General features: G+C 69.6%; 6 protein-coding genes. 3 read left to right on the forward strand and 3 right to left on the reverse strand.

The window, feature by feature from the left end:
- Window positions 1–34: 34 nt before the first annotated feature.
- A complete protein-coding gene (locus tag ACRDSQ_RS26705) occupies window positions 35–1,138 on the reverse strand; it encodes a branched-chain amino acid aminotransferase (protein WP_431424756.1) in 1,104 nt (367 codons plus the stop codon).
- Window positions 1,139–1,200: 62 nt separating this feature from the next.
- Window positions 1,201–2,400, reverse strand: a complete 1,200-nt coding sequence (locus ACRDSQ_RS26710) for a hypothetical protein (protein WP_431424758.1) — start codon at window positions 2,398–2,400, stop codon at window positions 1,201–1,203.
- Between the two features lie 174 nt (window positions 2,401–2,574).
- On the opposite strand from ACRDSQ_RS26710, the gene ACRDSQ_RS26715 reads away from it, so the two are divergent.
- Window positions 2,575–4,065, forward strand: a complete 1,491-nt coding sequence (locus ACRDSQ_RS26715) for a leucyl aminopeptidase (RefSeq protein ID WP_431424759.1) — start codon at window positions 2,575–2,577, stop codon at window positions 4,063–4,065.
- Between the two features lie 28 nt (window positions 4,066–4,093).
- On the opposite strand, the gene ACRDSQ_RS26720 is transcribed toward ACRDSQ_RS26715, so the two are convergent.
- Window positions 4,094–4,420, reverse strand: a complete 327-nt coding sequence (locus ACRDSQ_RS26720; protein WP_431424760.1) for an oxidoreductase — start codon at window positions 4,418–4,420, stop codon at window positions 4,094–4,096.
- Window positions 4,421–4,602: 182 nt separating this feature from the next.
- Between ACRDSQ_RS26720 and lpdA the strand changes: the two genes are divergently transcribed.
- Both lpdA and ACRDSQ_RS26730 read left to right on the forward strand, forming a co-directional pair.
- A complete protein-coding gene (gene lpdA, locus ACRDSQ_RS26725) occupies window positions 4,603–5,973 on the forward strand; it encodes a dihydrolipoyl dehydrogenase (RefSeq protein ID WP_431424761.1) in 1,371 nt (456 codons plus the stop codon).
- 63 nt (window positions 5,974–6,036) lie between these two features.
- Window positions 6,037–7,023: biotin/lipoyl-containing protein (locus tag ACRDSQ_RS26730; protein WP_431424763.1), on the forward strand; the 987-nt coding region annotated here is incomplete at its 3' end.

Raw genomic sequence — 7,023 nt, forward strand, 5'->3', positions numbered from 1 at the left:
CCCATACCCGCCATAGTCACACTAAAAAGAGGGGCTACTCCGCCGAAGCAGGAGCCACAAGCGTAGTCATCCAACCATGAGGATCGGATGCCCCACGCTGCAACGAAGTCAGCCGAGAACGCAGCCGAGAAGTAACAGACCCCGTGGCGCCACCGGAAATGCTGAACGTCCCATCAGCATGCTTGACATGCCCCACCGGAGTGATCACAGCGGCCGTCCCGCAAGCGAACACCTCAGTCAGCTCACCGGATTCGGCCTTCTTCTCCCACTCCTCAGTGGAAATCCGCCGCTCCTCCACCGTGCACCCAAGATCCACAGCCAACTGCAGCAGCGAATCACGCGTGATCCCCGGAAGCAGCGATCCGGAAAGCTCCGGAGTCACAATGCGGTCGCCGAAGACGAAGAAGAGATTCATCCCGCCCATCTCTTCGACCCACCGCCGCTCGACGGCGTCGAGCCACACGACCTGGTCGCAGCCCTCGGCGGCCGCCTGCGCCTGCGCCACCAGCGAGGCCGCGTAATTCCCGGCGAACTTCGCCGCGCCGGTGCCGCCGGGCGCCGCGCGCACGTACTCCGTCGACAGCCACACCGTCACCGGCTTGATTCCACCCGCGAAATAGGATCCGGCGGGCGAGGCGATCAACACGTAGAGGTATTCCGACGCGGGTCGCACCCCCAGGCCGGCCTCGGTGGAAATCATGAACGGCCGCAGATACAGCGACTCTTCGTCAGCGGAGGGAACCCACCGCGAGTCAATGGAGACAAGCTCCTTGATCGACTCGAGAAAGAGCTCATCCGGCAGCTCGGGCATCGCGATTCGACGCGCGGAAGCGCGGAACCGCGCGGCATTGGCCTCAGGTCGGAACGAGGCGATCGAGCCGTCGGGCTGCCGATAGGCCTTGAGGCCTTCGAAGATCGCCTGACCGTAGTGCAGGACCATCGCGGAAGGGTCGAGTGTGATCGGGCTGTAGGGCTCGACTCGGGCGTCATGCCAACCGTGCTCGCGGGAGTAGCGAATCGTCACCATGTGGTCGGTGAAGTGCTGCCCGAAGCCTGGCTTGGCCAGTACCTCCGCAACCCTTTCCGGGGTGGCCGGCTGGGGGTTGGGAGTCCGTGTGAACGGCAACGTAGGCGTCATAGGAGAACGGTATCTCCCCCGCGCCGACGGGAAAATCGGTATCCCGACCTTTGGACGTGCTACTAAGCGCGATCAGCCTTTCGTGCACTCAGCGTGCACAGAAGTGTGCCCACGAGCACCACTCCGACAGTGCTGAGCAACGAGACCACGCTGATGTTCACCGCGACGATCACCGATAGGGCGAGCCCGCAGCACCCGGTGCGCACCCACGTCGACCGCTGGGCCCGGCACAGCGACCGCGCCGCCGAGTTGACGAACGCGTACGACACGAGCGCCAGGCACGCCGCGATCGCCACCGCGTCCGCCGCCGGGACGAAGATGCCGACGCCCCCGGCGACGCCCGCCACCGGCAACCCCGGCCCGAGCCTGCCGCCGATCTTGGGCAGCTCGCCCGTCTCTGCCATGTCGAAGGCGAAGTCCATCGCCCCGCCCAGCAAGAAGTAGAGCGCGAGGACTCCCCCGGCGGCCAAGCCGATCATCAGCAAGACATCGAGCGAGGAAGCATCGGCGGCCGCGAGCAGGTCGCGCAGCGGCACCGGCGAGAGCGGCAGACGGGGGCCGCCGACCTGGCGCAGTGCCACGATCACGACCAGCAGCATTCCCAGGGCCGCGGCCGCGACCGCCACCACAGCCGAACGTGCACCACGGCCCGCTTGCCGATCTAACCCGACAAAGCCGAAGAACAGCAGTCCCGCGGCCGCGAGGATGCCGGTCGCGTCATTCGATCCGATGACGCCCGATTGGCTGATTGTCAGATGCTCAGCGGGGGCGATGGCGAGGCCGACAGCCACAAGAATGCCGAGTGTGACGATCAACACAACGGCAGGCGTCAGCCACAGCCGCGGCGACAGCCCGGCTCCCAACGCGTGCAAGAGATATGCCGCGCAGATGGGCAGGATCATGAACAGCCCGGCCGATCCGGTCGGCGCCAGGTACACGGTGACCATGTTCGCGACGGCGCCGATCGCCACGATCCGGCCGGCGAGTCCGAGCACCCCGGCGAGCCTGCCCGGGACGACTCCCAGCCGCTCTCTGACATGCAGATATGCGCTCTGCGCACCGGAGGCGGCGGTGAGGTCGGCAAGGGAGACCGCGGTCAGGGAAGCAACCAGGAAAGCGAGTGCGAGACCGGCGAGGGACCACCATCCGGCCTCGGCCACCGCGGGCGAAATCGCCGCGAGCACGCCCGCCGCGAGCATCCCCGCGACCGCGCCGAGAGGTGTCCCCACGGCCCGCGCCACCTGCTGTCCCATCGCTGTCACGGGCACAACCGTGCCATACCGGTTGCCAAATCTCCATCGGCCTGCCGGCTGAATCCTCCCGACAAGTCGTTAGCATTCGTCACCACCTGGCCGGGCCGACCCGCCTGATCAGCCAGGCCCGGGTCCCACAAGGACTCCCCCCGGGCCTTACCCGAACGACCGAGGAGCACATCTGTGACCGCCCCCAAGCTGGCCCTGGCCACCGCACCGGTGTCCGAGGCCACCGTCGACGCCATCGTGATCGGCACCGTCCAGAACGGCGCGGGCGTCGCGCTTGCCCCTGGTGGCGAACTGGTGGACGCGGCGTTCGACGGCTCGCTGACGCAGCTCCTCGACTCGCTCGGCGCGACCGGCAAGGCGGGCGAGATCGTCAAGCTGCCGACGCTGGGCAAGCTGCCCGCCGCTGTGGTCGTCGCCGCGGGCATGGGCAAGGTCGACGGCGAGATCACCGCGGAGCAGGTGCGGCGCGCCTCCGGTGCCGCCGCCCGCGCCCTGTCCAGCACCAAGCGCGCGGCCACGACCCTCTCGAGCGTCGACCTGCACGCGGCCGTGGAGGGCACCGTCCTCGGCGCGTACCGGTTCACCGGTTACAAGTCGGAGGCCAAGGACGCCCAGCTGGCCAAGGTGGACCTCGCCGCGCCCGCGGACGGCGCCGCCAAGGACCACCGCGCGACCCTCAAGGCCGCGACCGCGATCGCCGAGGCCGTCACGACGGCCCGCGACTTCGTGAACACCCCGCCCAACGACCTGTTCCCGGCGTCCTTCGCCGAGAAGGCCGCCGCGCTGGCCAAGGCGGTGGGCGTGGAGGTCGAGATCCTCGACGAGAAGGCCCTCCGCAAGGGCGGCTTCGGCGGCATCCTCGGCGTCGGTGTCGGCTCGACCCGCCAGCCGCGCCTGGTCCGGCTCACCTACAACGGCCCGAAGGCGAAGAAGAAGGTCGCACTCGTCGGCAAGGGCATCACCTTCGACACCGGCGGCATCTCGATCAAGCCCGCGGCCAACATGGAGCAGATGACCTCCGACATGAGCGGCGCCGCCGCCGTGATCGCCACGGTCATCCTCGCCGCGAAGCTGAAGTACCCGCTTGAGGTCACCGCGACCGTGCCGATGGCGGAGAACATGCCCTCGGGCGCCGCCTACCGTCCGGGCGACGTGCTGACGATGTACGGCGGCAAGACCGTCGAGATCCTCAACACCGACGCCGAGGGCCGCCTGATCCTGTCGGACGCGATCGTGCGCGCGTGCGAGGACAACCCCGACTACCTGATCGAGACCTCGACGCTGACCGGCGCGCAGCTGGTGGCCCTGGGCACCCGGACCTGCGGGATCATGGGCTCCGACGAGTTCCGCGACCGTGTCGCGGGCATCGCGCAGGCCACCGGCGAGGGCGGCTGGGCGATGCCGCTGCCCGAGGAGCTGCGGGCGGACCTGGACTCCCGCCTCGCCGACCTGGCGAACGTGACCGGCCACCGCTGGGGCGGGATGCTCGCCGCCGGTGTCTTCCTGCGCGAGTTCGTCGCCGAGGGCACCCCGTGGGCGCACATCGACTGCGCGGGCCCGGCGTACAACACCGGCGAGCCGTGGGGCTACACGTCCTCCGGCGGCACCGGCCTCCCCGTCCGCACCCTCGCCGCCGTCCTAACCGACATCGCCACCCACGGCTAGCCCTCCCGACACGGTCGCGGACCGGAGATCAGGGGCGGCCTTCGCGTTTTTGGCGGGCCATGTAGTCGCGCATGCGTTGGGGGTAGCCGACTTTGGCTACCTCGTAGATCGGCATCGCGCGCTTCTTGGCGAAGGCGAAAGCGGCCTCCGGGTCGGCGATGCGGCGCCGCGTCCACTCGCCGTCGTGGGCGACCAGCACGATTGTCGTATCCGTCACGTTCGTCTTGGGTTCCACGAACGCCTCGACGCCGGTGCGGCTGTTCGCCCACGCGTCCAGGTGACTCGTGTCCTCTTTGGTCGCGCCACGCAGCACCCCCGGCTTCCGCTTACGCCGCAGCGAGTCGAAAACCCCCATGCCATTACCTCCGAACCTCGTCTGCCGCCATTGTCCCGCTGTACCGCCCAGTAGCCCGGCCAGACCCCTGGCCACCTCGCAAGCCTGCCTCCCATAGTGACAAGATGGCGTGTGGTGGCGAGCCATCGTCCGCGACGCCGCGCCCACCGGAAAACAACGCTGTCGCTTGTCGAGGAGAACCCGTGACTGACACCTCCGCTGACCTGGTGATCCTGGGAGGCGGGTCCGGAGGCTACGCCTGCGCGTTCCGCGCGGCCGGGCTAGGACTCTCCGTCATCCTGATCGAGAAAGACAAGGTCGGTGGAACCTGCCTGCACCGAGGCTGCATCCCGACCAAGGCGCTGCTGCACGCCGCTGAGGTCGCCGACATCGCCCGCGAGGGCGACCAGTTCGGTGTGAAGACCTCGCTCGAGGGCATCGACATGAACGGTGTCAACAGCTACAAGGACGGCATCGTCGCGGGCCTGCACAAGGGCCTGTTGGGCCTGGTCAAGGCCAACAAGGTGACCTTGGTCGAGGGGGAGGGCAAGTTCGTCGGCCCGAACACCGTAGAGGTCGGCGGCACCCGCTACACCGGCAAGAACGTCGTGCTGGCCACCGGCTCGTACGCCAAGACGCTGCCCGGCCTCGACATCGGCGGCCGCATCGTCACCAGCGACCAGGCGCTCGGCCTCGACTACGTGCCGGAGAAGGTCGTCGTCCTCGGCGGCGGCGTCATCGGCGTCGAGTTCGCCAGCGTGTGGCGCTCCTTCGGCGCCGACGTGACCATCGTCGAGGCGCTGCCCCGGCTGGTCCCGCTCGAGGACGAGTGGGCCTCCAAGCAGGTCGAGCGCGCCTTCCGCAAGCGCGGCATCAAGTTCAAGACCGGCGTCCGCTTCAGTGGCGCCACGCAGACCGACGCGGCCGTCACCGTCTCGCTGGAATCCGGCGAGACCTTTGACGCCGACCTCCTGCTCGTCGCGGTCGGCCGCGGCCCCAGCAGCTCCGGCATGGGCTACGAGGAGGCCGGGCTGAACATGGACCGCGGCTTCGTCCTGACCGACGAGCGGCTGCGCACCAACCTGCCCAACGTCTTCGCGGTCGGCGACCTGGTCCCCGGTCTGCAGCTGGCCCACCGCGGCTTCCAGCAGGGCATCTTCATCGCCGAGGAGATCGCCGGGCTCAACCCGAAGGTGATCGACGAGGCGGGCATCCCCAAGGTCACCTACTGCAACCCGGAGGTGGCCTCGGTCGGTCTGTCCGAGGCGCAGGCCAAGGAGAAGTACGGCTCCGCCGAGACGCTGGTCTACAACCTCGCGGGCAACGGCAAGAGCCAGATCCTCAAGACCAGCGGCGGCATCAAGCTGATCAAGGCGCCCGACGGCCCCGTCGTCGGCGTGACCATGGTCGGCGAGCGGGTCGGCGAACTCATCGGCGAGGCCCAGCTGATCTACAGCTGGGAGGCCCACCCGGAGGATGTCGCGCCGCTCATCCACGCGCACCCCACCCAGAACGAAGCCATGGGCGAGGCGTTCCTCGCCCTGGCGGGCAAGCCCCTGCACGTGCACGGCTGACCGCCGGACGGCTCAGCCCACCAGTCAGCCAAACGCAGAAAAGCACGAGGAGTCCACGAAACCATGGCGTTCTCCGTAGAGATGCCGGCGCTCGGGGAGAGCGTCACCGAAGGCACCGTCACCCGGTGGCTCAAGCAAGAGGGCGACACCGTCGAGGTCGACGAGCCATTGCTCGAGGTGTCCACCGACAAGGTCGACACCGAGATCCCGTCGCCGGTCGCGGGCACCCTGCAGAAGATCGTCGCGCAGGAGGACGAGACCGTCGCCGTGGGCGCCGAGCTCGCCGTGATCGGTGATGGTGCAGGTGACTCGGCTCCGGCCCCCGCGGCGGCCGAGCCGGAGCCGCAGGCGGCCCCCGAGCCCCAGGCCGCTCCCGCGGCCGAGGCCGCGCCGACCGAGGGCCCCGCGCCCGACCAGGACGCCCCCACCGGCAACGCCAAGGGCACCGACGTGACCATGCCCGCGCTGGGCGAGAGCGTCACCGAGGGCACCGTCACCCGCTGGCTCAAGCAGGTCGGCGAGACCGTCGAGGTCGACGAGCCGCTGCTCGAGGTGTCCACCGACAAGGTCGACACCGAGATCCCGTCGCCGGTCGCGGGCACCCTGCTCGAGATCACCGCGGCTGAGGACACCACGGTCGACGTCGGCGGCAAGCTCGGCGTCATCGGGGCAGCGGGCGGCGCTCCGGCGGAAGCCCCGGCTCCGGCGGCTCCGGCCCCGACTCCGGCTCCGGCTCCGACTCCAACCGAGGCACCCGAGCCCGAGGCGACGAAGCAGGCTCCCCCGGTTCAGCAGACTCCTCCGGCCCAGCCCGCGCCCGCCCCGGCGGCTCCTGCCCAGGCGCCCGCGCCGTCCGCGGCGAACGACAGCGCCCCCTACGTGACCCCGCTGGTGCGCAAACTGGCCGCGGAGAACAACATCGACCTCTCTTCGGTGAAGGGCACCGGCGTCGGCGGCCGCATCCGCAAGCAGGACGTCCTCGCGGCCGCTGAGGCCGCCAAGGCGCCCAAGCCCGCCGCCGCGCCCCCCGCCGCCGCGCACGCCGCGAGC

The sequence above is a fragment of the Actinokineospora sp. genome (genome assembly GCF_050699995.1).
Classification (GTDB): Bacteria; Actinomycetota; Actinomycetes; order Mycobacteriales; family Pseudonocardiaceae; genus Actinokineospora.